The organism is Peribacillus faecalis (assembly GCF_014712675.1).
Classification (GTDB): Bacteria; Bacillota; Bacilli; order Bacillales; family DSM-1321; genus Bacillus_AD; species Bacillus_AD faecalis.
The window spans coordinates 1-24,948 of the sequence record NZ_JACXSI010000016.1; the positions used below are offsets into that span (position 1 = coordinate 1).

The 24,948-nt window shown below is 36.0% G+C and carries 22 protein-coding genes and 1 pseudogene; 14 read left to right on the forward strand and 9 right to left on the reverse strand.

Annotation, left to right across the window (positions count from 1 at the left end):
• Positions 1–356: 356 nt before the first annotated feature.
• The 10 genes and pseudogenes from IEO70_RS07890 to IEO70_RS07935 all read left to right on the forward strand — a co-directional run bounded on the left by IEO70_RS07890 (position 357) and on the right by IEO70_RS07935 (position 7,562).
• Positions 357–1,094, forward strand: a complete 738-nt coding sequence (locus IEO70_RS07890; protein ID WP_190997831.1) for a YveK family protein — start codon at positions 357–359, stop codon at positions 1,092–1,094.
• Positions 1,095–1,778: a CpsD/CapB family tyrosine-protein kinase gene (locus IEO70_RS07895; RefSeq protein WP_190997832.1), complete on the forward strand. Its 684-nt coding sequence runs from the start codon at positions 1,095–1,097 to the stop codon at positions 1,776–1,778.
• Between the two features lie 233 nt (positions 1,779–2,011).
• On the forward strand, positions 2,012–2,686 hold the full coding sequence (locus tag IEO70_RS07900; RefSeq protein ID WP_235973543.1) for a sugar transferase: 675 nt from the start codon (positions 2,012–2,014) through the stop codon (positions 2,684–2,686).
• Between the two features lie 21 nt (positions 2,687–2,707).
• Positions 2,708–3,937 carry an O-antigen ligase family protein gene (locus tag IEO70_RS20350; protein WP_190997833.1) on the forward strand — a complete coding sequence of 410 codons (1,230 nt, stop codon included), beginning with the start codon at positions 2,708–2,710 and terminating at the stop codon, positions 3,935–3,937.
• A complete protein-coding gene (gene pssD / locus IEO70_RS07910; RefSeq protein ID WP_190997834.1) occupies positions 3,912–4,361 on the forward strand; it encodes a PssD/Cps14F family polysaccharide biosynthesis glycosyltransferase in 450 nt (149 codons plus the stop codon). The genes IEO70_RS20350 and pssD overlap by 26 nt, the downstream gene beginning before the upstream one ends.
• 3 nt (positions 4,362–4,364) lie before the next feature.
• Positions 4,365–4,859: a glycosyltransferase gene (locus IEO70_RS07915; RefSeq protein ID WP_235973548.1), complete on the forward strand. Its 495-nt coding sequence runs from the start codon at positions 4,365–4,367 to the stop codon at positions 4,857–4,859.
• Between the two features lie 11 nt (positions 4,860–4,870).
• The gene (locus IEO70_RS07920; protein WP_190997836.1) at positions 4,871–5,866 is read left to right on the forward strand and encodes a glycosyltransferase family 2 protein; all 996 of its coding nucleotides are present in this window, start codon (positions 4,871–4,873) and stop codon (positions 5,864–5,866) included.
• A 56-nt stretch (positions 5,867–5,922) separates the two neighbouring features.
• Positions 5,923–6,108, forward strand: coding sequence for an oligosaccharide flippase family protein (locus tag IEO70_RS07925; protein ID WP_235973549.1), 186 nt, complete (start codon positions 5,923–5,925; stop codon positions 6,106–6,108).
• Positions 6,099–6,848: pseudogene (locus IEO70_RS07930) on the forward strand (sugar nucleotidyltransferase); the annotation flags it as partial. The gene IEO70_RS07925 and the pseudogene IEO70_RS07930, both read left to right, overlap by 10 nt.
• A gap of 24 nt (positions 6,849–6,872) precedes the next feature.
• Entirely contained in the window at positions 6,873–7,562 is a 690-nt protein-coding gene (locus IEO70_RS07935) for an acetyltransferase (RefSeq protein WP_190997838.1), read from the forward strand.
• A gap of 905 nt (positions 7,563–8,467) precedes the next feature.
• Here IEO70_RS07935 and IEO70_RS07940 read toward each other — a convergent pair.
• From IEO70_RS07940 to phaQ, 9 genes are all read right to left on the reverse strand, one after another.
• On the reverse strand, positions 8,468–8,830 hold the full coding sequence (locus tag IEO70_RS07940; RefSeq protein ID WP_190997839.1) for a DUF2294 domain-containing protein: 363 nt from the start codon (positions 8,828–8,830) through the stop codon (positions 8,468–8,470).
• A gap of 89 nt (positions 8,831–8,919) precedes the next feature.
• Positions 8,920–11,532 (reverse strand): DUF2309 domain-containing protein, encoded by a 2,613-nt coding sequence (locus tag IEO70_RS07945; protein WP_190997840.1) that lies wholly within the window; start codon positions 11,530–11,532, stop codon positions 8,920–8,922.
• Complete coding sequence (locus IEO70_RS07950; protein WP_190997841.1) at positions 11,529–13,052, reverse strand: NADH dehydrogenase subunit 5; 1,524 nt, start codon at positions 13,050–13,052, stop codon at positions 11,529–11,531. Before IEO70_RS07950 ends, IEO70_RS07945 begins: the two co-directional genes overlap by 4 nt.
• 1,023 nt (positions 13,053–14,075) lie before the next feature.
• Entirely contained in the window at positions 14,076–15,215 is a 1,140-nt protein-coding gene (locus IEO70_RS07955) for a toxic anion resistance protein (RefSeq protein ID WP_190997842.1), read from the reverse strand.
• Between the two features lie 15 nt (positions 15,216–15,230).
• On the reverse strand, positions 15,231–16,919 hold the full coding sequence (locus IEO70_RS07960; protein ID WP_190997843.1) for a vWA domain-containing protein: 1,689 nt from the start codon (positions 16,917–16,919) through the stop codon (positions 15,231–15,233).
• Between the two features lie 11 nt (positions 16,920–16,930).
• Complete coding sequence (locus IEO70_RS07965) at positions 16,931–17,665, reverse strand: hypothetical protein (RefSeq protein WP_190997844.1); 735 nt, start codon at positions 17,663–17,665, stop codon at positions 16,931–16,933.
• A gap of 267 nt (positions 17,666–17,932) precedes the next feature.
• Positions 17,933–18,337, reverse strand: coding sequence for a MaoC family dehydratase (locus IEO70_RS07970; protein WP_190997845.1), 405 nt, complete (start codon positions 18,335–18,337; stop codon positions 17,933–17,935).
• A 49-nt stretch (positions 18,338–18,386) separates the two neighbouring features.
• Positions 18,387–18,890, reverse strand: a complete 504-nt coding sequence (locus IEO70_RS07975; protein WP_190997846.1) for a hypothetical protein — start codon at positions 18,888–18,890, stop codon at positions 18,387–18,389.
• A 67-nt stretch (positions 18,891–18,957) separates the two neighbouring features.
• Entirely contained in the window at positions 18,958–19,368 is a 411-nt protein-coding gene (gene phaQ / locus IEO70_RS07980; RefSeq protein ID WP_190997847.1) for a poly-beta-hydroxybutyrate-responsive repressor, read from the reverse strand.
• A gap of 182 nt (positions 19,369–19,550) precedes the next feature.
• On the opposite strand from phaQ, the gene IEO70_RS07985 reads away from it, so the two are divergent.
• From IEO70_RS07985 to katG, 4 genes are all read left to right on the forward strand, one after another.
• Positions 19,551–20,030 carry a polyhydroxyalkanoate biosynthesis repressor PhaR gene (locus tag IEO70_RS07985; RefSeq protein ID WP_190997848.1) on the forward strand — a complete coding sequence of 160 codons (480 nt, stop codon included), beginning with the start codon at positions 19,551–19,553 and terminating at the stop codon, positions 20,028–20,030.
• A gap of 93 nt (positions 20,031–20,123) precedes the next feature.
• Complete coding sequence (gene fabG / locus IEO70_RS07990; protein ID WP_190997849.1) at positions 20,124–20,906, forward strand: 3-oxoacyl-[acyl-carrier-protein] reductase; 783 nt, start codon at positions 20,124–20,126, stop codon at positions 20,904–20,906.
• Positions 20,907–20,970: 64 nt separating this feature from the next.
• The gene (gene phaC, locus IEO70_RS07995) at positions 20,971–22,059 is read left to right on the forward strand and encodes a class III poly(R)-hydroxyalkanoic acid synthase subunit PhaC (protein ID WP_190997850.1); all 1,089 of its coding nucleotides are present in this window, start codon (positions 20,971–20,973) and stop codon (positions 22,057–22,059) included.
• 676 nt (positions 22,060–22,735) lie between these two features.
• Positions 22,736–24,946, forward strand: a complete 2,211-nt coding sequence (gene katG / locus IEO70_RS08000; protein ID WP_190997851.1) for a catalase/peroxidase HPI — start codon at positions 22,736–22,738, stop codon at positions 24,944–24,946.
• Positions 24,947–24,948 lie beyond the last annotated feature (2 nt).

Below are 24,948 nucleotides of genomic sequence, written 5' to 3' on the forward strand. Positions count from 1 at the left end.
GCCCTTGATAAAACCTACTGGAATCTTCAAGGGCTCAAAAGTCTACAAGCTCGTTATGAATACTTGCGTCAATTATCTTAATTGAACCGCCGTATACGGAACCGTACGTACAGTGGTGTGAGAGGTCGGGGGTTAATCACCCCCTCCTACTCGATTCCCTCTTTTTATAACAGGAAGTTTGTTTCTGCTCTTTTGTTTTATGTGAAGACCGAGATTTATTTGTTTATAAGGCAAGTCCCTATAGGAACACGAAGGTTTTATATTTTTTTGTTTGGTCACTTTTTGGGACTGTTCGCTATATATTTATAATACCTTTTTCATGGATTCCTTTTAGAACATAGACGTTGGAGGTTGAGATGGGAGAAACAGTTACGTTAAAAGATTTATTACTGATTTTAAAGAAACGATTTTGGATTATCTTTAGCCTTACATTGCTTTCTATTATATGTTGCGGAATAGTTACTTTTTTTATTTTAAAGCCGGTTTATCAAAGCTCTACACAGCTATTGGTGAATCAAACTAGAAACCAAGAAATTCAGTTTAATTACAGCGACATTCAAACCAATCTGCAATTAATCAATACATATAACGTCATTATAAAAAGCCCAGCTATCCTCGATTTAGTGAGAGAAGAATTGCAGCTCAAGATTTCAACTGAAGAGCTAAATGAAAAAATCACAGTAGAAAGTGAACAAAACTCTCAAGTAGTAACAATCTTTGTAAAAGACAATGATCCTGCATTGGCAGTTAATATAGCCAACAAAACAGCAGAGGTTTTCCAAAGGGAGATCTCAGCGATCATGAACGTAGATAATGTAACGATTTTAGCAAAAGCCTTTTTAAAAGATACACCAGTTCCAATACAGCCTCAGCCAAAACTATATTTTTCATTAGCAGTTATTGTTGGGATTATGTTAGGAGTCGCCGCTTCATTATTGATTGAGTTTTTTGATAATACGGCAAAAACGGAACAAGATGTGGAGAAACATTTGGATATCCCTATATTAGGTGTAGTTGCATCAATAGGGAAGTCCGAAGTGAAACAGCGGCAAAAGAGTGTGGAAAATCAAGTGAAACTAAGGACGGGACTTTAAATGAGCAAAAAGAATACTTTAATAACACAAAAAAGAAAATTAATAACGAGTCTTCCTGCTAAATCACTTATCTCCGAACAGTACCGTACCATTCGAACCAATATACAGTTCTCCACTCCGGATCTCAATGTTCATTCAATATTGGTTACTTCTTCACTTCCTGGAGAAGGGAAATCAACAACGGCAGCTAATATAGCGATTGTTTTTGCTCAACAAGGAAAAAAAGTTCTATTGATTGATACAGATTTAAGAAAGCCGACTGTCCATTATACATTTAATTTTATGAACGTAATAGGTCTAACCAATATCTTAATAAAAAGCTCTCCAATAAACGAAGCAGTCAAATCGACGGATATTGATAATTTAGATGTGTTGACGAGCGGACCAATTCCCCCGAACCCGTCAGAATTACTAGCTTCTGAAGCGATGAAACAATTAATGAAGGAACTATATTACGAATACGACATTTTAATCTTTGATACTCCTCCAATTTTGACTGTTACCGATGCTCAAATATTAGCGAATATATGCGATGCATCTATAATAGTCATATCAAGCGGCAAAACGGAAATTAATGATTTAAAGAAGGCTACGAATTTGCTTCAAAATGCTTCGGGGAAATTTTTGGGCGCGGTTTTGAATAATAAAAAAATGAAAAAGCATCATTCCTATTATGCATATTAATTAAGTTTAAGTACTTACGGGGAGGCTTCCTTGTCCGTTATCCATGGAGCACTCGGTCATGCTGTGGGAATGTATTCCTTAGACACGTTTGTTGTCGCTGGTATGATGTGAGGGCAGGTTAGATGCCTAATTATGAAATGAAGATATCATTGTAACTGGGAGGGAAAAAGAGAATTCGGAATGAATATAAACCAATAAAAAAATGCTGGTCTATTTAGATTGGAGGCGCATTTTTGAAGTCGATTATAGAAAACCACTATGTGCACAATATTTTACTATCTAAGGTAGAGCTTAAAACCAACAAGAAATATGTGGTGGCAAAAAGAACAATCGATATTATTGGTTCTTTAGCAGGTATGATTATTTTGTTCCCATTATTTTTGTTAATAGCAATCTGTATTAAATTAGAATCTTTGAAAGATCCGGTTATTTTCAGTCAATTACGAGTCGGAAAAAACGGAAAGTGCTTTAAAATATATAAATTCCGGTCCATGGTGGTAGATGCTGAGGATAGGTTAACAGAACTGTTGCATAAAAATGAAGTAAAAGGAGCGATGTTCAAAATAAAAGAAGATCCGCGAATTACAAAGGTAGGGAAGTTTATTAGAAGAACCAGCATTGATGAACTGCCTCAGCTCATTAATATCCTTCTGGGACACATGAGTTTTGTTGGACCAAGGCCGCCATTGCCTAGGGAAGTTGAAAAATATACAGAATATGAAAAGCAGAGGCTATTGATTATTCCGGGATGTACCGGCTTATGGCAAATCAGCGGAAGAAGTAATCTGGACTTTGACCAAATGCTGGAGCTTGATCTTAAATATATCAGTACTCGAACCCTTTGGCTTGATATAAAAATAATCATTAAAACTATTTTTGTGTTACTTAATACAAAGGGCGCTTATTAATTTATTCGTTTATGCAAGAAGGTGAAACCCATAACTAACGAAAACTTTCTTAAAGCAGATAGATTTTTACTCACTCCATTTTATTTCTTCTGGATTATAGCAATTCTCCCCAAAATTCTGCAACTATTCTTTTTAATAGCCATACTTCTTCTATTCATTCATAAAAAAATCAATCAAACAAACATTATTTCATCTTTGATATTAGCTTATATAATCATTTATGCCATTTCGTTTATGGTTAACGCCTTTAGTACTGTTCACGATTCGGATAGATTGCTTGCCAGTTTGAACACATTGCTGACATGGATCGTTGCTTTTCTTTATTTCCAAGTATTTCTGAATAATCCGTTATGCTTAGTAAAGATCAGGAAGATTGTCTTTTATAACATTCTAGTTTTATTTGGCTTATATGCCTTTATGCAGATGCTGCAATTGATTGGAATGAAAGAATTTATGTTTTTTGGCAATTTTTTATTTTTCAACTCATGGTTTAGCGGCGGTGAACAACATAGATTTCAAGCATTTTTAGAATATCCCAACTTAATTCCGCTCTTGTTTATGATTTTCCTCCCATTTACAATGAACAACTTTAAGAACAATCGAGTAAGAATAATGGGTTTTATAGGATTAATCCTTATTGTTGTATATGCTTCCTTATCCCGAAGCGGACTATTGGCCATCTTAGCGGGCATTTTTTTATTTTTATTAATTCGTTTTGCTGCGTCAAAAGCTAAATTATTTATCGGACTGTTAGCTTTAACCTCCATATGTTTGATTACCATCAACTATTTAGACAGCTATTTAATTGATATGTTTGGCCAATATGCATCTGCCAGGGAAGGAAGTAATGCGACAAGAGGAAATATTTATAGCACGAGCATTAAAAAAGCCTTCGCAGAATCACCTTTAATTGGAATGGGCATTAAAGATTTATCTCCATATGATTTAATACCATTTGGATCCCATTCTACATACGTAGGTTTTTTTTATAAGACTGGCATAATAGGTTTTATAATCGGCACAGCGCTAGTTCTATGCTTGAATTATAAAATCTATAAACAAAGTAAATCTATTCAAAGTGATCGTCTTACTCTTTTTTCGTGTATGTTCCTTGCTATGACGTTCATGCTTATTTTTGAAGATTTAGACGGAAGCAATTGGTTGTTGGTGTTTTATTTCAGTGTAGCGGGCGTTGTATTGAATAAACGGAATTGGAGCCATTCAAATGAAAATATGCTTTCCGACATCTAGCGGCGGCCATTTAACGCATTTACTTTTATTAAGAAGCTGGTATGAAAAGCATGATCGATTTTGGGTAACATTTGAAAAGGAAGATGCGATTTCAAGTTTAGCATCCGAACGGACTTATTGGTGCTATTACCCGACAAATAGAAATATCGTCAATCTTATCCGCAACTCCTTTTTGGCGATTAAACTTTTATTAAAAGAAAAGCCTGATGTTATTGTTTCTACAGGAGCAGCGGTCGCTATTCCTTTTTTTATACTTGGCAAATTAATGAGGAAAAAAACTGTCTATATCGAAGTGTATGATCGAATAAACAGACCGACGATAACCGGAAAAGTCGTTTATTATTTCACTGATTTATTTGTCATTCAGTGGGAAGAACAAAGAAAATATTATAAGAAATCAAAACTGCTGGGAGAGATCATTTAAGTGATGATTTTTGTAACGGTCGGTACACATGAGCAGCCTTTTGATCGCTTATTGGGAGCAATCAATCATTATGCGGCAGAAAAGCAATTGGCTAAGGAGCAAATTGTTGTACAAAAAGGTTTTTCAAAACTAGATTTAGAAAACGTAACTTCAGAAGCAATGTATTCTGCCAGTCAAATGAACTCTTTTTATAACGAGGCAGAGGTAATAATCAGTCATGGCGGTCCGGGCAGTATGTTTCCTGCCTGGCTATTAGGAAAACAAGTCATTGCAGTGCCAAGACAGAATCGGTATAAAGAACATGTCGATGACCATCAAGTCGAATTTTGTAAGTTTGTCGAAAAAAGCGGGAAGGTCATATGTGTCGATGACATAAGTGATTTGCCGCTTGCTATTGAGACTGTAATGGCTAATTCAACGAAAATCGACCATCAATCTAAAACATCCGCTTTTGTACAAAGGTTTGAAAAAGAATTGTTATTAATAAGTCATCAATAACTTGGGGAGGTTTGTCGAAACTGTTAGTCAGCATAGTTTGTATCACATATAACCACGAGAACTATATCGCACAGGCAATCGAAAGTTTTCTGATGCAAAAGACGAATTTTGGCTTTGAAATAATAATTGGTGAGGACTGTAGCACAGATGGAACTCGAAAAATCATTGAAGAATATCAATTAGTATCCGATAAGATTAAACTCATTACTTCTGAAAAAAATGTCGGGATGATGAATAACTTATTTCGAACATTGAATCAAGCACAAGGGAAATATATTGCTATATGTGAAGGAGATGATTATTGGATTGATCCATATAAGCTGCAGAAACAGCTAGATTATATGGAAGCGAATGAAAATTGTGCTCTTTATGCTCATACAGCATCCATCATTAGGGAGAGTAAAAATTCAGGTAAGTATGTAAGACCTGCCACACAAGATCAAATCTTTTCAATAGAAGATGTTTTACGGAACAGCGGGGGATTTTTAGCAACCCCTTCTTTTTTGTTTCCGAAAAGACTGTTAGACGATTTACCGGAATTCTTTTTGAACTCGTCGGTTGGGGATTATCCGCTAACGATGATTTTGGCTCATAAAGGTTATATTTATTTTAAAGATGAACCGATGGCAGTTTATAGGACCGGGACACAAGGTTCTTGGACAGAGAACTTATGGCGAGGAAGTAATTATAGGCAAAAAATCATTGAGAATATCAAAAGGGATATATCAATATTAAATGGATTTGATTACTATTCCGATTATCAATATACAACACTTATTCAAGAGGCCATCGATTATAAAAAAGCTTACCAGTCTTTGATGAAAAAAGATTTTACTATTTTAAACAGTTATTTTGCTGATAAACCTCTATTCACAAAACTCATTTTATTAGCTTACGGTTTATTCCCTAAAATATATAAGAATGCAAGAGAACTGCCGTTCATTGAGAGATGGAAATTTCAATTCGTCTATAAACAAAAAAGGAATAGACTACGTAGGCAAAATTGATCGAGAGGGATGAAATGGATGAGGTAAAGGATCTAAAGCAGAAAACGATCAATGGGATGTTATGGAGCTTTATCGATTTGTTTTCTGGCAGAGGCATTCAATTTTTGACAACAGTCATTTTAGCACGGCTTTTGTTACCGGAAGATTTCGGTTTAATCGCGATCGCTTTATTGCTGGTCGCTGTTTCTAATGCTTTGATTGATGGAGGTTTTTCCCAAGCATTAATTCGTCAGAGATTTTAATCATTTCTACTCCAAAGGATATTGCATTATTTGAAGATTTATTGCAAGATGGCACTCATTTAGGATTAAACATTGATTATGCGATACAAGAAGAGCCAAAAGGTGTCGCTGATGCATTCGTAATAGGAGAAGAATTTATCGGAAATTCATCGGTTGCTCTTGTTTTAGGAGATAACATCTTTTACGGATCAGATTTTGGCAACCGGGTACAAAATGCAGCTAAATTACAATCAGGAGGAATAGTTTTTGCTTGTTATGTCAAAGACCCAAGCGCATACGGCGTTATTGAGATCGATGACGAGCGAAGACCAATTTCCATTGAAGAAAAACCGAAATATCCAAAATCAGACCTTGCAGTACCAGGACTATATTTCTTCGATAATAAAGTCATCAACATCGCAAAATCAGTTAAGCCATCGGGGCGCGGCGAAGTTGAAATCACATCAATTATTGAGCACTATCTACAAGCGGGAGAATTAAAAGTTGAATTATTAGGCAGAGGCTTAGCATGGCTAGATACCGGGACTCATGAATCGTTGCTTGATGCTTGTAATTTCGTAGAAGCTATTCAAAAACGACAAGGACTTTATGTCGCATGTATCGAAGAAATCGCCTATCGAAGAGGTTACATTTCAAGCGAACAATTATTAGACTTAGCACGGCCTTTTATGAAAACAGATTACGGAAAATACTTAATCGACGTTATTAAACAACCGCAATTGTCATTAGCATCAATTTAACATTTTAGAAAGCGGTGAGGAAAGTTGAGCAAAAAAGTCATCATATTCGGCACTAATCAAACTGGGCAATTAGCACACTATTACTTTACAAATGACTCGGAGTTTGAGGTAGTCGGTTTTACAGTAGACTCAGCTTATAAAACGAGCGAGCAGTTTTGCGGATTATCTGTACATGACTTTGAAGAAATAGAGAACTATCATTCACCAGACGAAGTATACATGTTTGCTGCGCTAAGCTATGCAAAAATGAATGAAATTAGAGCGGCTAAGATAAAGGAAATAAAAGATAAAGGATACAAATTAGCAAGCTACATCAGCTCAAAAGCGACTATTTTCGGTAACGTAAAAGTCGGAGAACATAATTTCATACTCGAAGACAACACGATCCAGCCATTTGTGGAAATCGGTGATAATAACACATTGTGGAGCGGCAATCATATCGGCCATCATTCCAAAATAGGAAACAACAACTTCATCACATCACATGTTGTAGTAAGCGGGAACGTCGTTATAGGAGACAATTGTTTTATCGGGGTAAACGCCACGTTAAGAGACGGAATTGAAATCGCAGATCAAACGTTAATTGGTGCAAATGCATTCATAAATAGAAGTACAAAGCGGGAGGAAATCTATAAAGGAATAAACGCCCAATTATCCAATAAGAAAAGTAATCAAACAGCAATCTCTACTTATAAAGTTACAGTGGCTGATTAGTAAGTATTGACAATGAACAGTGGGGAAGGAGGGAGGCTCTCTTTTTTTGTATAAAAACCAAACATTTGTTCTATGTTAATAAAAAACATCATTATGAATGTAATGTAAATTTCAAGAAAATACTTTAATAAAACAGTTTAGAATAGATGAATTTATATGTCTTTTTAGAAATAAAAACGAACAAATTAACAAATATTATAATTATCGTTCGTTATTTAAGAGGTAAAATGAACTTTCTCCACCGACGGAATACACATTGATTTCTTAATAACACGAACAATAGCAAGAATTGAAGAAAAACATAAATTTTGATTATTACCAGTAAGTTAATTTGATAATATTGAATGAATTTATCAGAATCGCCTAGGAATTAACAGTAATTATAAAGATATATTTGTGTATATCAGGATTATTAGGAATAATGCTATGAGACAAATAATCAAGGTTAATTAGCTAAAATTAAGATACACAAGCTGGCAAAAGCCATTCAGATATCTTTAAGATTTCAGCAGATAATTGAAACTAATCAATAGCTGAGATTACAAAATGATTAATTGAAAATTTATTGCTGTAGATTGAAATCCAAATTAAGTGTTAAGCACGCAGTAAATTTAAACTAAGTGATTTGTCAGGATTCTTATAATTTTTTCGATTCCGTCTCACTATCTATAGTATACTTTGAGATTGAGACTGGAAAATCCCTCCGATTAATTGCTTCCTATAATATATATTATGTAAACTAGGATTATTTTTCGTCAGTACTGGTGGTACTCCCTAAAGTGCCTATAATATCTATACTTAGGAACATTCTATTTCCAGCTTCTTTATAATTTTGGGTCGTTTTTAATAAAAAAGTCTTAATTCCCCGTAAAAGCTGAAGAATTAAGACTTTTTGTACTATCCATTTACAGTTTACTTTGGAGATCACTAGAAAGCTTAAAGATAATCACCCGTTCTCCAGTTTGTGTACTCAAATCGGTGTGAAAACTAACTATTTCATCTCCTGTTATGGAGCGGATAATTTCTTTTAATTCATCTAAACCAGATTCAACTAAAGTGTTTCGATGTTCTTTTACGGATAACAATCCATCTTTATCCTGACATACCGCATATTCTGCAGCAGTTAGTATACCTTGGAGATTAACGATAATCATATCCCGTAAAATATCCGATTTAACAGACACTGAGCCTCGTCCTAGGTAACTTTTTTCCCAATGTGTTAAGGCTTTACTAATTTCTGCTTCAAGTGTTCCTTTTGTTTTATCCATACCGATTCCTTTTCCTTTTTTTATGTTACATTCATAATTGGCCTTTTTTAGTCTGAAATTTTCATTATTGAAAATTCAACTTCTATTCGTTAAGACCAACTCACCCAGCTTCCTTCTGTGTCAATTGATGCTAGCCGGATCCAACCATTTTTCACTTTTTGATTAAATACTTGATTTTGGTCCAGCACCCGTTTGACATAACTCGTTGGTGCTTGGATGACCACTAACAAACGTAGTGGCTCATGATATGCCTCTACATCTGATTTCATCACAGATTGGAAAGGAAGTCCAGTTAATAAATCACTGGCATTCCCTTGCATGATTCCATGGCCTGCTGTTATTGTTTGAGTGGTTTTATTCCCACTGCCATAATAATGAGGAGCAACAGTAGATGCATAATATTGCAGGTTAATCCATTGTGTTACCGTTGCTGGGCCAGCAATAATGTTAGCTAGAATCGCACCATCCTTATCCTTTGTCCAGTTATAATTGTTAAGAAAAACTCGTCCATCCAAATTACAATCCTGAGTCAGATGACGTCCTCCAATGATAAATGCTGCATTACGAGCTAACCCCCATTCAGGACGCACCTCACTCCAATCTTCTGCAAGACGCTGTGCTTCAACTTTTGTATTTTTAATATGCTTTTTAAAATTTGGTAACTGCGGAATTCGTTCATCATTGACTTCTTCACTCACTTTTGGCAACACTTCTTGAACCTGGTTAAATGCTTCCTTCGCTTTCTCTGATAGTTCCGGAACATAAAGCCAACTCAATTCATTCAGTGTGGTAATATGTTCAGCAGCTACAAAAACGGTATCTTTCGGAATTACAAACCCTTCAGCTTCGAGGTGCTCCCTTACATTCGGAAGATTACATAAAGTCGCAAGCACCCGCGCATTGAATCCACTCGATTTCCCCCCACATGCACCACAATCGAGTGCAGAATTGTATGGATTGTTCGAGCTATGACTTCCGTGTCCACAGATGACCACTAGTGGTGCAAATTGATTTGTCAGTCCCATCATTTTAAGTGCCTGACGTGCATAGTGGACTTTTTCTTCTATAGTAAAACCGATTGGTAAATCTTCATCGGATAAACGTTCCTGATCAAGTGAAAGTTCTGTAGCTGGTTTTTGACTCCACGTTTCGAGCATTTTACTTAATGTTCTGCTTGCACTTCGAGGCATAAAGCTTCGAGCCAGAGTTTGTAAACTAAGCCATGGTCCACTAATTTCAGGAAGCACTAAGCTAGAAAATAAATTATGTTTCATCGATTTAAATGTAGAACCAATCGAATTGACGACCTGATTTCGTTGCTCAAAAGAATTAGATTCATGTGAAATCTCATTTATTTTGTATTGTGGTTTAAACATTACCGGTAAAGAATTATGCGTGTGGTTACTACCAAGTTCACAAGTTTCAATCGGCAGACCGAAAAATCCAGCTGTTCCAAAGGTTTCAAAATGTCCCGCTTTTTCGAGCTTGCGACGAAAAGGTTCTGAACGTACATCTATACAAAACACAAATTGAGCAAGGGTTGGATTTATATTTTGTACAGATACTTTTTGTTGTTGAGAGATAATGATTTTCTTCAGTTCATCTTCATATGTTTTTTCCCATGCTTCAAGCAATAGCCGTTTGCGTAAAATAGTGTCAAAACGATAGGCAAGATCCATACGCATTTTCATTTCTGTGGAAGATAGCTTTAACCAAGCATTGATAGGAAAATCCCCCCATTCTGCCCAAGCTGCAATAATAGGTTCCAAATTCATATTTTCATTTCTATTTTCATGCAATGGAAGATAAGATCTTACTAGAGCACATTCCATTGAAATACGCACAGCTAAATAGTCAAGAAGTAGGTTTGCTTCTTCTGTTGAACGTTGTGATCTCCAAAGCATCATTCCCGCCCAGCCAGGTAAGCAAAGGAGATGTGCTTCTAGATAGTCTTGAATCTTAGGGAAAGAAATCCCTAGTTCAATTAAAGCTTCCTTTAAGGCACCCTCAGCATCAATAGGTAAATTACTTAATGTTTTACGCTTTTTACGACTAAGTGTTGGGTCATGCTGTACAAGTTTTCTCCAAGCTTGATAAAAACCTTCTTCTCGAATTGGCATTGACCAAACCGCTTGAGACTTATCCAAAAACAATTTACACCACTTAATCATATGATTATTTAATTGTTGGGCTACATTTATAACTTCCTGTCGTTCCAAACGTTGACTATAGGTTTTTGTCGAGTGTGTTTTTGGCGTTAGTGTTGTATACTTGTTTAGTTGTTTTGCCACATTTTTCAACTCAAGTTGTTCTATATTGTGCGGATAGTCATGATCTTTAAAAATAGCAACCCGGCAGAATTGCTCTACGATTTCACGTGGTAACTCAAATGATTGTGAATTTAACCACTCTTGAATTCCCTGTTCTATAAAGTCCTGACGAATATCCCCTCGATCTAAAGCAGTCTGAAATATGGAATGATTAGGATAAATATCTACTTCACAAGTATTTTTAAGTTTTCGTGCCGTTTCTTCAAAGGATTTTTCCTCCAAGCCTACCCATGGATTAAGTGCAGCAAATGTATCAACTGGTCCAAGTGGTACAATGATATTACTAGCACATTTGACTAAATCATGAATATCCACCTCAAGGATATCTGTTTTCTTCTCTATAGGCAATGTTCTTTCGTGTAGCATTTTCATCGTAAATGACCTCCTCTAACAAATTGATTCGTTAAATATTTAGGATGACTTTCAACCAAATTATTTTGGGGCTCGCCTAATCTTACAAGCCATAAATAAAGACGAACATAGATTGATGAAGAACGATGACGGGCCAGCCATATGACTATAACACTTCCACCTAATAGGATGATTAGTATTAATGCGGCAGCTAGTCCCGGTGTTTGACCTTCTTTTGGGATTATCTCTTGTAACATATGATAAAATGCATCATGTACGAAGTGGTATATGATTGAAGCTCCCAAAAACAATACAATTCCTGCTATGCGACCAATACGTCCATTACCTAAAACAACTAATTGTGTCCAGGCAATTGAAACTGACCACCCTAAGATAAGAGCGCTAATCAATTGATAACCTTCTAGATTTGAAGACATCCACAGGCTAATTACTACTAGGAGACCGAGAATTCCACCCGTAATGGACCATATATTCGACGTTGACTTATTTTTCTTAGAAGCTTTCTCAACGGAATGATGTAATACAGATCCGGACTGTAAGAAAAGCGTTGATTTAAAAAGTCCATGTAAGATTGCATGAATGATGGCTGCTAAATAAGCACCTAATGCACATTGAATGAGCATGAACCCCATTTGAGCAATTGTTGATCCGACAAGCTGTCTTTTATAATCAACATGGACTAGCATAATTCCAGTACCAATCATTACGGATACACTAGCAAATAGAAGTAAAATAATTTGAGCAATATCCCCACTGAAAATTGGTGAAAAACGAGTTAAGATAATACCTCCTGCATTTACTAACCCCGCATGCATTACTGCAGAAATAGGAGTTGGAGCCACTACTGAATTTAATAGCCATCGTTGGAATGGCCATTGTGCCGCTGGAATGATGACAGCTAAAATGAGCAGAAGATTAATACATGTCTTCTCCCATGAATCTAACTGTGCTAGGCTACTTTCAGTTAAAACAGTTGATAACTGCCAATGTCCTGTCGATTGGGTTAACCAGATCAAAGCTCCCAACAGGAAAAGCCAACCAAGAGCAAAGAGGCGACCAGATTGCTTGGCAGCTTTTCTAGCAACCACCCACCCTTTGTTCAATCTTAATAGTAAGGTTAACCCCAATAGAGTTAATCCCCAGCAAGCAAGAAGAAGACGAAGATCATTACTCAACCAAACACATGCATCTGCAGAAGTCGTGATGGTCAGTAAAGCAAAATATTTTCGATAAGAATGATTACCCAGTAAGTAACGAACAGAATAACGCTGTACGATAAATCCAATTGTTAGAACAAATAGAGCAAGTAGCCATGATAAGGAATCAAATCGCCATGGACCAAAGATGATTATCTCATTGTTCGTAACAAGGGCAACTAGAGCAACAATCGGTGCAAGTAATGTGACACCAACGTGAAATTGAATGAATGACAGTGAAACTTTTGAATATAACAAAAGCAGACTACTAAATACAGATAGGAATAGTAATCCCAAAAATATTACTGGTAAAAAAGTTAACATGTTCCTTCCTCCCAATGTTGTTTAGTAGTAATCGCGATTTTAACTAGATAACTTTGAACCATTTCCTTCATTTCGCTCCATTCCTTTCTGTTTTAATCCAATAAAAAAACCGACAACTTTTAAGCATAATGGTTGTTTCCATTAAACTTAGAAAATTGTCGGTTTACTTTTAACTTGCCAATCTTGGCCTTTTAACTGTCTACCAATATATGTAATTTTTCTTCCTGAATAAGAAAGAGTAACATTATTATCTTTGTAATAGATTTACTTTTTCATTTAGCCAATCAATAGCTATTAACCTTATGCTAAAGTATTCTATTTTTAGAGAATTAAATGTAATGAATAATTGATTACGATTTTACTATTTATAAAAGATTCTGTCAAATTAATATTTGACTTCGAGCAATCAAACTACTAAAAAACTAGTTTGTCTTTGCTAAAAACGGATTCTGAATAATTTATTGGTAAGGTGCTTACATTATTGGTACAGCTTCAAAGGCCTCCCCCTTTGCTTTATAATAATTTAAATATCTCATATTCCGTCACATAGAACGAGTGTTCTTTTTATGATCAATAATATAATATAATTTACTATAATTATATTATGTCTACTATTTATTATAACCAGCCGCTTCTTACAATAACTCATAGATATATGTTAATGCGTAATAGGATGTTTCTCCTTGATTAGCCGCTTTAAAAAGCTATCCTTATAGGCTTTATTCTCTAAGCTTATAACGACCACATAACACGTGTTCTGGGTCTTAAAAAGCTAACTTACCCGCTTTTTAAATAAAATTCCGATAAGACTCATAATGTCTATGTAGAAATTCAATGAAAATAGAAGTCTTGTTATCCCTTTTCGCGGTATTAATTTCATTTAAATAAACAAAAAAACACCAGTAAAACTGATGTTTATCATATATCGTATTAAATAATACAGCAGGAACAGGCATTTCGAAATATATCCATTTTAATGAGTTTTATAAAGTTTCTAAAGAAATATGCCTATCTTCTAGCTTATTAGAAATCAATCTTTGCACCTTTCTCTAACCGTTGAATTTGCTGTTCTCCTGTCTCGGCTAATTCTTTAAACTGCTCAATAGTTTGGCGCATTTTTGGCAGTGCTTCCTGCTTATAGCTGCTGATCGAGTCTAAGGCGGATAAGACATCTGTGAAAGCTTCTTTTAACGTATCTACAGAAATTGTCGTTTCCATCGCTTGTTTTTGGATAGCTACACCTTGCTCTTTTAGCATTTTCGATGTGCCGGCTATAATCGCATTTGTCGTTTTGTTTAAAGCTTCAATCTTTTCTAAGACGATTTTCTGGTTATAAAGGGCACTCGCGACTGTTACCGCAATTTTTAAGGCTGAGATCGTTACTGTTTTAGCCCGGTCGACACCTCTGATTAATTCCTTATTGTTTCGGATAACTACTTCAAAAGCCATGATGCCTTGTTGATTGACGACAAGCATTTGCTGCAAATCCATTACTCTTTGCCGCAGGGGAAATAAAATTTCTTCTGTAATGAAACGGATTTTCTCAGGATCTTCATTATTTGCTTTCGCATGATTTATTTGAGACTCGATTGTTTCATCCATTAAAGTTCCTAGTTTTATTTCCTTTTCTAGCGTTTTCGTAAGTAAGCGAAGTGCTTGTTGTTCAATTTCAAGCGTTGTATTGTCGTTCTTTAAAGTGGCTTTCCCTTTATCAAGTGAAGCGACAATATCCGATATGACTTCATCCGCTTTCTCATATTTTTGAAAGTAGCTGCGTATCGGGTTGAATAATTTGCCGAGAAAGCCCTTCTTAGCAAAGTCTATCGCACTTGGATCCAAATCTTTTAATGTCAATTGAAGCTCGCCCAAATCTTTCGCTACTTGACCGCCTTCATCTCCTGTTTTAGATAAGTTGCCGACAGTAACTTGAAGCAAGCTATTTTTTTGCGAAGAAGTTTTTAATGTTTGCATACCAAATGACTCAATCGATTGTAAAATTTCTTTTCTTTCTCCTAGTGAATCAGCATTTAACGACATAATTTTTGCGACATTGTTATCTGCAGTTTCTTTAAGCTTAGCAATCTCCGCTGGAACTGGTTTTATTTCCTCTTCTATCGCAGCCTTTACTTCTTCTTCATTGACTACTTGCATCGAAAAAGTCATCGTATTCCTCCTCATTTACATTTGAACATTGAATAAGCTTTTAATCTTATAGATTACATCATCTGTGTCAGCGTTAATGTTTGCCGCTTCATTTATACTTGAAATGCTTTCTAAAGCCTCTATATTTGCGTTATAGCCGATTGTGTAAATTGGTATTTTATATGTTTCAATTAACCCTCTTATATCCTTTAAAGAGTGTCCTTTGTTTGTTTCGCCGTCACTTAGAACAAATATTAGCGGCCGTATATCCGGATTCTCTTCTAATTCATCCATAAGCATCTTCATAGCGACTGTAATGCCGTCATAAGTAGCTGTTCCTCCATTAGCTTGAAGACTTTCTACGGCGCCAACAAATAATGATTGCTGGTTTGTATCATATTTATCGATTGGCAAATTAATAGTCACATCGTCTGAATAAGTTACCAGTCCAATGCTGTTCTCTGTGCCTAGATATTTTTGCCCTTTAATTAATGATTCCTTCAGACGGGAAATTGGTTCACCATCCATGCTTCCTGATACATCTGCTACGAAAACAGCAGCAATCGGCTTGCCGCCGCTTTTCTTTTCTTTCCAAAGCTTTTGAGCCGCTGATAAAGTGCTTCCGTTAATCATTTCAATTTCAGATGTATAGTTTTCCAGATTGTTAAAGCCGTATTTTTTCCCGAGTGTTTGGTACTTTTCTTCGCTCACAAATTCGGCAAACCGCTTCAAAATATTGACTTTTTCAGCAGGTAAGTCTCCGAGCGCATATAAAGGACTGTCGTGGCGAAAGCCAAACGGCGTAAATACATAGCTGTCTTTTAAATCTGGTGAATTGACGTAGGTCTGGTATTCCAATACAAAGCCATCCAATCTGCCAGATTTAGCTGCTTCACGCATTTGGATTGTTGTCGAGGCCAGAAATGGCACATTGCTTTGGAAGCTTTCAAATCCTTTAATAGCTTGCTCGCTTAATAGATCGGAGCTGTCGAAGGTGTAAAGAGAGGTAATTAGGAAATTAAGCCCTGTTGAACTTGCAAATGGATCTGTATAGCCCATTGCCAACTCATTATTTGTCATCGCTTCAATGACTGTTTTTGCGTTAACGGAACCGTATTGCTCTACAAGCTCATTATGTTTTGCTCTCGTCAATACGATGCCTGGAACATTCCCGACAAGCCGCTCAGTAATCAGTTCAACATCGACTCCGCTGTCCCTGACCATTTCGCCCCAAAATTCATTTGAAGGTGTAAAAGCTTCTGGTATATACTTTCCTGATTTAATAAAATCTGTTGCCGTTCCTGAAGCGATATTGCGAATCTGCACGGAGGCTGTTTTTCCGTCTACCGTTATTTTGGCTTTATTAAATTCTTCAGCAACTTCATTAAGCCACCCTTCCGTATCTTTGCCTGCTTTTTCAATAGAAGAGAATATCTCTACATAAGAATCAGTTGTATGGTCAACTGATATTTCAAATTTTGATATATCCGGCAACTCTTCTGAAATGTCTACAGGATCAAGGTCAATTTGCCCCTTCATCGGTTCCGCAGTCCTTACCTTAACTTTTGAATACAACTTGGTCAGACGATCACCCGCTTCTTCCGCTGTAATTTCTATGTCTGATTTTCCGATGTTCTCCGTCAAAGAAATGCCTAAATATACAAGTACAAACACTGCTATGATGATGGAACATGAGACAAGCAAAAACTTATTTTTCTTCTTCATATTTCTCTCCTTTACTGTTTATATAGTTTAGTATTCAAAATTAAATTCTCAATTTCTTTCATGCAGGGCATATTGTCGATATCGTCTATTTCAAAACTGTTCAATTTCGTTATTTCTAACAGCAGCTTATCTAAATCTAACAAGATTTCTTCGTTCATATTTAAGGCGTTATTGATGAAATTCGTATATTCATTATATAGTTCCGCTTTTTCAGAAAGGATTTTTTCGCTAAATCTCGATGTATCTCTTTCTATAACCCTTTTATACTCGATTTCATCAAATACATGGACCTTGTTTAAAATATTGCTCAAGTTAAGATAAAATAGCTGCTCTACTTGAATAATGACAGAAGTGAATTTTTTGTAACTAATTTCACTTGAATCAAAACGTTGATTTAACACGTTCCATAAAGAGGCTTTTTTCGATTTTATTCTTTGTATTTGTTCAATTGAGAAGGCAATTTCATTTTGCAAACCTTGAATGTTCTTATAAGGAGTTAAAGCACGGATGTAATCTTCCGGTGTTTTTAAGTCTTTTGCAGGAATAGTGACTGGCGGTTGGAAGTAAAACTGGTAAATGCCGTAAAGGAGAGCAAGAACTGTGGCGGTCAAAACGGCTGCAGCTGTAGCTGTTTGAATGGCGCTTCCTCCTGACAATTTGATCCCTAATAAACCTGGGGACAAAACAATCACATTTATAATGACAATACTTAAGATTAGTATCAATAACTTAAGGTTTTTTGACAATACTCATCCCCCGCTTTTGAGTCTTATTGATATATATACTGTATAGTCTGTTTTAAAGATTCAATATTGCATCTATATAATTAATTCCATATTTAGACAAATAATCCTTTATTCTGCGAGTCAATCTCGAATATTACTCATTCTATTTAGTTAACCATAATAATTTTATGTATATATAAAATTATCAGTTGAATGCAAAATGAAGTCTTACAGCAAAAAGACGATTATGCCGCTTATAACGACACAATCGCCTCCTTTTTTGTTCCATCATTTCATAACAACTGCTTCACCATCTACGACAAGTTCATCCAATTGATTTTTGGCTATTGTTCGAAGACGGATTATTTTCTTTCGATCTTTCTTCTCTAAGACTTCCACTTCAACAGTTACAGTATCGCCAATTTTTACAGGTGCTTTAAAATCCACTTTTTGTGACAAATAGATTGTACCAGTCCCTGGAAGCTTCATTCCAAGAACTCCTGATATGAATCCAGCTGTAAGCATTCCATGTGCAATTCGTTCTTTAAAGATAGTTTGGTTAGCATGTTCAGAATTGATATGGACCGGATTAAAGTCACCTGTTATTCCTGCAAATTGATAGACATCGGATTCAGAAATTGTTTTCGTAAAACTAGCCTTGTCGCCTATCTTAATCTCTTCGTAGCTTGGCACTATTAAAAACCTCCTAATTCATTCTTTTGAATGGGGTTCTTCTGCGAGTTTAAGCCTTGCTTGGATTAAAAATTTCTTTCTGAGTCGCTTTCGTTTGTTCGATCAGTTCTTCAATTTTCTCCAGGTTTTTAGCCCGTTCTTGCTTTTGGATGTCCAAAGTCTTTTTTATATTCGCTTCTAATTGACTTTGTGATTCAATCCATACATCTAACAAAACGCGGCTCGGTTTCAATGAAATTAAATTGACACTTTCTGTAACATCTTGAATGCTGTTTAACCATTTGGAAAATTGCACATCTTCCTTTTTACCGGTTTGTTTTACACTGTTTTGCACCTTCTCATTCCAATCTTTTGAAACTTTGTTTGATTCTTCTTCTAATGTGTTCAAAGTCTTTACTGAGAAATCGAGTAGTTCCTTTTGATATGAGAATGCTTGAAGTGCTTTCTGTTGCACGTCATCTTGGAAGTTTTGAGCAGTTTTAAGGTTATTTAACCAAACGTCCCAAATCATCTCAAATTGGTTTGAAATTTGTTTTTCTTTTACTGCTGGCATTAATAACGCCTCCTTTTATTTAATTTTGAAATGTATAATGAATGCAATTTTTGCATTTCATCTGATGTCAGTCTTCTTCATTCTTACTTTGAGTAGACGCTCTGTAAGGAGTGAAAAAAGGATTATACAAATTAAAAAATTGATCCAACATTTTTTGATAATAGCTTAGTGAACCCGCCCAAGTTTCCAAATATCGTTCACCAGCCTCCGTGATTGAATAAATGCGTTTGGCAGGGCCACCTGATGAAACATTCCACTCAGAAGTAACTAACGCATCTTTTTCGAGTTGTCGCAGCAGACGATAAAAATTCCCTTGATCTACCGATTCAACCCCAAACTCCGTAATCTTTTCCATTAATTCATAACCATGGCTGCTCCATTCACGTAAATGCAACAACATGATTGGTATAAGGAAATTTTTAGGTGTCGCCAATTTTGTGGTTTTGTCTACTTTTGTTTCTTCTGGTTTCTGGTCCATCAATAACCACCTGCCTAATGTAAAAATATCTATATATGTAAATTACACCTAAATGTTATATTTGTCAAATTCAGGTAGTTATGTTAAATTTATTCATAACGAATTATTATTCAATTGCATGAGATTAAGTACATATTAAAAGTACTGATTTTATGTGGACATTTTTAAGGAGGTGAAATTCGTTGACTCAAAAAATACCATTTGAACCTTTTACAATGTGGAAGGATATGTATGAGCGCACTGAAAAAGCTTGGCACTCCGCTATCCAAGATACGCTGGGAAAAGAATCTTTCTCTGAAGGCTTAGGCCAAGTACAGTCTAACTATTTGCATTATCAAGAAATGTTCAACAACTTTACAGAAGTATATTTGAAGCAAGCAAATATCCCAAGTCGGGATGAAATTGCAAATGTTGCCTCGCTTGTTATCAATCTTGAAGATAAAGTCGATAGTATTGATAATCAACTCTATGAAAATAGTGAAGCACTGACAAAAGAAATCAATCAATTAAAACGTACTGTTGGAAGCTTGGAGAAGAAATTCGACAAGGTTTTAGAAGCTATTGCAGCACTGAATAAACAAGAGAAACAGTTAGAAGCACAACCCATTAAACAAGATAAACAGGTAGCACCACCGAATAAACAAGATAAACAGGTGAAGTAAATCATCGTGTTGATAACTGCAACAAGGGAGCCTGAGCTTAATACTTTTTTTAAAAACATTAACGAATCAGACGAATTAGGAGTGATTTCAATTATGGTACATTGGCAAACAAATGTTGTAGATAAAGTGGATTATGTAAAGCCTCTTGAAGGAAAAGTAGCAATTGTTACAGGAGGGTCACGTGGGATCGGTGCAGAGATTGCTAAAGTATTAGCAAGAAATGGTGCGCAAGTAGCGATTAACTACCAAAGCAGTTCAGAAAGAGCCAATGCCATTGTTAACGAAATAGAACAAGAAGGCGGCACGGCATTTGCATACAAGGCAGATGTAATGGCGGCAGGCAATATCCAAAAATTTATTGAGGAAGTTGTAAAACGTTATGGACAAATTGATATTCTCATCAATAATGCTGGAATCACTAGAGATAAAACCTTTCGAAAGATGTCCATTCAAGAATGGGAAGAAGTTATAAATGTCAATTTAAATAGTGTTTTTAAAACAACTTCTGAAGTAATTAATCATATGCTCGAAAATAAATATGGTCGGATTATCAATATTAGTTCGATTATTGGTCAATCTGGCGGGTTCGGTCAAACAAATTATTCAGCTTCCAAAGCTGGTTTACTTGGCTTTACAAAATCATTAGCGCTAGAGACTGCAAAGAATGGTATTACTGTTAATGCGATCTGCCCTGGTTTCATTGAGACAGAAATGGTTGCAGCGATGCCGGATAACGTGAAAGAAACGATTATTGCTAAAGTTCCAATGAAACGCTTAGGGCATTCTGAAGAGGTTGCTAAAGCGGTTCTATTCCTCATAGACTCAGACTATATTACCGGTCAAGAAATTAATGTAAACGGCGGATTGTATATGTAAAAAATGATAAGGGCTTCCCTAGAGAAGCTCTTTTTATAGGATAACTCTACTTAGGAGGGATTACATGATAAATCTTGGTGGGCAACAGTTAGAAGATTGGTATACACAAATACAAGGAGATTCTCAAAAAAGTTTTGATCGTTTCAAACGTATAACAGAAGTTATTACAAGGGAGCCTGAACCTCAAGTTGGTCAAACACCTAAAGAAGTTATTTGGACAAAAAACAAAACAAAACTATACCGTTACCAGCCTGCTATAAAGAAAACAAATAAAGTCCCGCTCCTAATGATTTATGCACTTATTAATAAACCATATATATTGGACCTTTATCCTGGCAACAGTTTAATTGAGCATTTAACTAATAAGGGGCATGATGTTTATTTGTTAGATTGGGGTACTGCTGGTCATGAAGACCGTCATATGAAACTGGAAGATTATATTTTGGATTATATTCCCCTTGCTGTGAAAAGGGTTCTTCGGACTTCGGGGGCAAAAGAGATTTCTCTTCTTGGTTATTGTATGGGTGGAACAATGACAGCTTGTTTCGCTGCACTACACCCCCACTTACCGATTCGAAATATAATTTTTATGACAAGTCCGTTTGATTTTAAAGATGCCGGACATTATACAAATTGGTTGGATAAGCGATACTTTAATTTAGATAGGCTAGTGGACACATTTGGTAATGTACCATTTGAACTGATTGATTATGGCAATAAACTGCTAAATCCAATCGGAAATTTTGTCGGACCATATATCAGCCTTGCTGATCGAGTGGAAAATAAGGAATTCGTTTTAAATTGGAAGCTCATGCAAAAATGGCTGAATGATGGTATTCCCTTCCCTGGTGAATCTTACAGACAATGGATTGGTGAATTTTATCAAGAAAACAAACTGATCAATGATGAGCTCTATATGAGAGGCTACAAAGTGGAACTTTCAAAAATTAAAGCAAACATATTAAATATTGTTGCAACACGTGACAATATTGTTCAACCGCAGCAAATAGAGCCGCTGAATGATAAAGTTTCCAGTAAAAACAAGATACTGCATTATGTAGATACCGGTCACGTGTCCGTTGTAACTGGCCGAAAAGCGATAAATGAAATCCATCCTTTTATTGAAAACTGGCTGAAAGAATCTTCTGTTTAACAGTTGACATTTGATATGTAAGCAATAGGAAAGATATCACAAAGCATAATCAGAATGACTGAACGTTACCATTGCCGAGTCGTTCTGGCTATGCTTTGTTGCTTCTTCTCTGTTGCTCTATAAGTGAATTAATATCTTGATGCTTTAATACAATTTACTAGTTAACCATAATAATTTTATGTTTATTAAAATCGTAACAAGTGATTACCCATCGACAAACGCTTCTAATGTTCTTGTGCTTATTAATATATAGAGGCCAAAAAGCATCTTACTGCAGCATTTGCTCTTGTTTAAGCCATGTTTCAATCAGTTAATCAGTTCCCTCTTATCTTGCCTTCTTCCCATTGATAAACAATAGATAATTTTATATATATTATCAAATACTGACTTTATTGATAACAGATCCCCTCTTTTATTTTCATTTATAGAGTAATTTTATCAATATATTTTTCTGAAATGATATTATAAACACCGATACCGAATACTACATAACACACCTAAAACCTTAGTATTACACGGTTTTTAGCGTATGAATTGTGAACGAATTTCAAAAATTAAAATTAAACTATTCTTTTTGCTTGAAATTTATTATAAGCATTATATAATAATTATTATAATTTAAAATTTATTAGTAAGTAGTTACTATTAAATTAATTTATGGAAAAGGGGAGTTTTTATGAGTGAAATTTTTTCAAATTCAGGCGGAGGCAAATGTCCTTTCCCTCACGGCAGTATCACTAAACAACAATCAGAGGCTACAACGAACAAAGATTGGTGGCCAAATCAATTAAACTTAAGTATTCTTCGTCAACATGATAAGAAATCGAATCCAATGGGAGAAGATTTCAATTATGCTGAAGAGTTCCAAAAACTAGATTACTATGCATTAAAAGAAGATATTCGTCAATTAATGACAGATAGCCAAGATTGGTGGCCAGCTGATTATGGTCATTACGGTGGATTAATGATCCGAATGGCATGGCACTCAGCAGGTACATACCGTATAGGTGATGGTCGCGGGGGCGGCGGTACAGGTTCACAACGCTTTGCTCCATTAAATAGCTGGGCTGATAATGCTAACTTAGATAAAGCACGTCGCCTGCTTTGGCCAATTAAACAAAAGTATGGAAATAAAATTTCTTGGGCCGATTTAATGCTTCTAGCAGGTAATGTTGCCATTGAATCAATGGGCGGTAAAACATTTGGTTTCGGCGGTGGCCGTGAAGATATATGGCACCCTGAAGAAGATATTTATTGGGGTGTTGAAAAAGAAATGCTTGGTGACAACCGTTATTCAGGAGATCGCGAGTTAGATAATCCTCTTGCTGCTGTGCAAATGGGACTTATCTATGTTAACCCGGAAGGTCCAAACGGTAAGCCAGATCCTGTTGCAAGTGGTCGTGATATTCGCGAAACGTTCGCACGTATGGGTATGAATGATGAAGAAACCGTTGCACTTGTTGCCGGCGGACATACATTTGGTAAAGCTCACGGTGCCGGAGATGCTGCGCTTGTAGGGCCAGACACTGAAGCTGCACCTTTAGAAGCACAAGGACTAGGCTGGATCAGTTCTTACGGCAGCGGAAAAGGCAGTGACACAATTACAAGTGGTATTGAAGGTGCTTGGACTTCTAACCCTACTCAATGGGATAATGGATTCTTTGAACAATTATTCGAATATGAATGGGAATTAACAAAGAGCCCTGCTGGAGCATATCAATGGACAGCAGTTGGCCAAACAGAAGAACATATGGCACCGGATGCAGAAGATGCTTCTAAACGTGTGAAAACAATGATGACTACAGCTGATATGGCATTGCGCATGGATCCTATTTATGAGAAAATTTCTCGCAGATTCTATGAAAATCCAGAAGAGTTTGCAGATGCTTTTGCACGCGCTTGGTTCAAACTTCTTCACCGTGACATGGGTCCGGTTGACCGTTATTTAGGACCTGAAGTTCCACAAGAAGAATTAATCTGGCAAGATCCAGTATCAAAAGTAGATTATGAATTAACAGAAGCGGAAATTTCTGATTTGAAAGAAAAGCTTTTAAATTCCGGTCTAACAATTGGTGAATTAGTGACAACTGCATGGGCTTCTGCAAGCACTTTCCGTGGTACAGATAATCGCGGCGGAGCAAACGGTGCACGTATTCGTCTTGCTCCTCAAAAAGACTGGGAAGTTAACCAACCGGAACAACTTGCAAAAGTGTTAAATACATTAGAAGAATTACAAGCTTCATTAGATAAAAAAGTAAGTATTGCGGATTTAATTGTTCTTGGCGGTAGTGCAGCAATCGAAAAAGCAGCGAAAAACGCTGGTTTTGATGTGACAGTTCCTTTCGCTTCAGGGCGTGGAGACGCTACAGAAGATCAAACAGACGCAGAAAGCTTTAAAGTTCTAGAACCGGTTGCTGATGGTTTCCGTAACTATCAAAAACAAGAATTTAGTGTAACGGCTGAAGAACTTCTAATTGATAAAGCAAATCTATTAAACTTAACAGCACCAGAAATGACAGTATTAGTCGGTGGTATGCGTGTATTGGGAACTAACTATGGCGGTACAAACCATGGCGTTTTCACTGAAAATGTAGGTACATTATCAAATGATTTCTTCACTAACCTTGTAGATATGAACATTGCGTGGAAAGCTGCAGATGGAAATGTATTTGAAGGTCGCAATCGTAAAACAGGTGAAGTTGTTCATACAGCAACACGTGTTGACCTAATCTTCGGTTCTAATTCAGAACTACGAGCACTTTCAGAAGTTTACGCTCAAGACGATAATAAAGAAAAATTCGTTAAAGATTTCATCAATGCATGGGTAAAAGTAATGAACGCTGATCGTTTTGATCTTAAAGTTAAAGAAACAGTATTAAATAAATAATA